Consider the following 2,511-nt stretch of genomic DNA (forward strand, 5'->3'; position numbering starts at 1 on the left):
CTCCAGGGATGCAACCACCAGGGTGATGTCATTTCCCCTGGCAGGCCAACCAGGAAAAAGATTCCCGCCAACTCGTGTTTCAAACACAGAGGGGCATTGATCCAATTTAGGATCCGTACCTGGATTGCCTTACAATAACCTGAGTTAAATTGGTTTTGGTTTTCTGTAATCATTAAATATTTTTAAAAACAAAGAATTGGTGCGCCGCATGGCACATTTCCAGCTTCGATGATCAGAAGATGGTGTACCTCACCAGCCGTGTGAAGAAGGTCGCCAGGAAGGTGGGGCCACCATCTTGCTCCAAATCCTCCATCACCGTTTTCCAAATCTGCCGACTTGGGTCGAGTCGAAAGTGTTTTCCTCCAATCTTGACGCGCTTCGTGCATGGACAAACCGGGCAATTGATGCACGTTCGTTGCAGGATGTCTTTGACGACGCAGCCCCCAGGGTGATGTCATTTTCATTGACACATTCCGGAATGGCGGGCACTCCGTCAACTCACAAGTCTGCATACGCCTCAACCGGAACCAAGATCGTCTTCATAGGTTTCTTTCCGGTATTCTGAATGGCAAGGAAATCCCTTTCGATTTTTTTCAAGACGACGGCTTCAAAATATCGCTCCCCACAGAATTCGCATTCCAGGCAGGGAACATCCGTTACCACCAGAAACCGTTCACCACTTCGGTAAAGGTATTCAACCTGTTTGTCCGCCATGTTCCTATGGCCGCAGAAAGGACATTTTCCAGTCATGTCAGTCACCCCTTTCAAATGGTGTTTTGAACTTTGGCGGCGTGGGGATGTAGACCGTAATGATCACCATCCGGTTGCCCAATTTCCCGCACACCACATGCACGGGCTTGCCCCCATGCGTGAATCCGGCCACAAGGCAACTGTCACCCCGGCCCGTATCTGCATATTGCTCCAGTATCCTGCCGTTCAGAATGGCCTGTTCCACCTCTTCAAGGCTCAGGGTATCGTTATGCCTTTCTTGATCGCCATGGTGCGAATAGAGATAGGCGTCATCCCCCACGCATTCTTGAATCCACTCCAGAGCCAGCATGACCTTCCCCCCTTCCTTACTGCCCCATCGCCAGCAAGGCAACGGCCTTGGCCTTGTGACCAGGAGCCAAGTGCGCATAACGTTCTGTCATCGTGATGGATGCGTGCCCCAACAAATCCTTCACGACATACAAATCAACGCCCCGCATCACCAGTTTGGAGGCAAAATCGTGGCGGCAATCATGCAGATGAAAATCCACGATGCTGGCCCGTTTCAGCAAACCGGCCCAGGCAGTCTTGAGGCTGGCCATTTTCTGGCCATTCCGGCCTGGAAATACCAACCCTTCTTCTTTTGATTGTTCGCGCCATTTTTGCAAAATCCCAAGCGCAATCTGATTCAAATGGACATGGCGCGTCTTGGCCGTTTTCGCGGTCCGGGCTGTTACCGTCAGCGTTTCGGTCTTGAAATTGACCGCAGACCACTCCAGCCCCAAAATCTCCCCGCGCCGCAACCCCGTATGCAGAGCCAACAGCACGATTGGCTTGAGATGATCGACAAAGGCTTTCCCCTCCAGGTTGGGGAGTGGCTCCATGCCCCTTTGCAGCAACCAAGCATTGTGCGACTCCCGCCCTTTGCGGATTTCCTCTTCCCGCGCATCCAGGGCGTTCAGCAAGCGTTTCTCTTCATCCGATTCCAGATACCGTACCCGTTCATCATCCACCACGGCAAGCGGTTTCAATCCCTTCAGGGGATGGACGCTCAACACGCCTTTCTCTTCAGCATGGGAAAGCATGGCCCGCAAGGCGTTCACATCCCCGGCAGCAGAAACCCGTTGATCTCCGTGTCGATGACCTCATAGAGCTTCTCGGCGGGTTCCAGGGATTTTACCAGAGTGACGGTCAATTTCTTTTGCATGCCGTGTTTGCCCCCTTTCCGCCGCAACTCCATTTAAGTCCATATCAAGTCCACCGTGAATGCACGGCACCGGAAATCCAGTGAACCGGAATGAGTGCAGCATAGCATAAAATTGCAATAAATTGCAATATGTTATCTGTTGATCTAGGATGGAATGGTGTGCATGGAAGTGGACTGAAAAAACCAGTGGAAACGCCTTCAAACGCAGGGGTCACAGGTGCAGAATGGGCAGCACGGAGTTAGCCGCCAACCTGTTCCGTGCCACCCAGACCGAGGAAAAATTGCGCCGCGACAAGGTGCGGGAGAAACGTCAGGCCAACGACACGCATTTCCAGGTAGGACGCAAGGTGCGCCAGACTATCCAGGATTTGGGCGGTGCCATGCCTGAAGATATGCCCATTCCCGATAAATCCATTCAGCAACTGGAACGAATCAACAAGACGGTAACAATTTCCTCTACAATCAAGCGGAGGGACAAGTGATGGCGGCGTGAGCGATATGGGACGCGGAGATGGAAGGGTAGGGCAGCCACCAACGGTACCGACACCACCGACACGTTGATTTTCTCTCCTGGCAGCCATCGTGCCGCCACTCCC

Annotated in this window: 3 protein-coding genes and 1 pseudogene; 1 reads left to right on the top strand and 3 read right to left on the bottom strand. The window is 52.7% G+C overall.

Going from position 1 to position 2,511, the window contains the following annotated elements; genetic code table 11:
- Positions 1-498 precede the first annotated feature (498 nt).
- From HQL65_20555 to HQL65_20565, 3 genes are read right to left on the bottom strand one after another with little or no spacing between them, the layout of a single operon-like run.
- Positions 499-750 carry a type II toxin-antitoxin system MqsA family antitoxin gene (locus tag HQL65_20555; GenBank protein MBF0138626.1) on the bottom strand — a complete coding sequence of 84 codons (252 nt, stop codon included), beginning with the start codon at positions 748-750 and terminating at the stop codon, positions 499-501.
- Between the two features lies 1 nt (position 751).
- The gene (locus HQL65_20560) at positions 752-1,138 is read right to left on the bottom strand and encodes a DUF4258 domain-containing protein (GenBank protein ID MBF0138627.1); all 387 of its coding nucleotides are present in this window, start codon (positions 1,136-1,138) and stop codon (positions 752-754) included.
- A complete protein-coding gene (locus tag HQL65_20565; GenBank protein MBF0138628.1) occupies positions 1,077-1,811 on the bottom strand; it encodes a site-specific integrase in 735 nt (244 codons plus the stop codon). Before HQL65_20565 ends, HQL65_20560 begins: the two co-directional genes overlap by 62 nt.
- Positions 1,812-2,139: 328 nt before the next feature.
- Here HQL65_20565 and HQL65_20570 point away from each other — a divergent pair.
- Positions 2,140-2,397: pseudogene (locus HQL65_20570) on the top strand (hypothetical protein).
- Positions 2,398-2,511: the final 114 nt, after the last annotated feature.

The sequence above is a fragment of the Magnetococcales bacterium genome (assembly GCA_015228935.1).
Taxonomy (GTDB): Bacteria; Pseudomonadota; Magnetococcia; order Magnetococcales; family DC0425bin3; genus HA3dbin3.

Coding starts and splice junctions, on each gene's coding strand:
- HQL65_20555 (MBF0138626.1), bottom strand. CDS start 750: ATGACTGGAAAATGTCCTTTCTGCGGCCATAGGAACATGGCGGACAAA.
- HQL65_20560 (MBF0138627.1), bottom strand. CDS start 1,138: ATGCGCACTTGGCTCCTGGTCACAAGGCCAAGGCCGTTGCCTTGCTGG.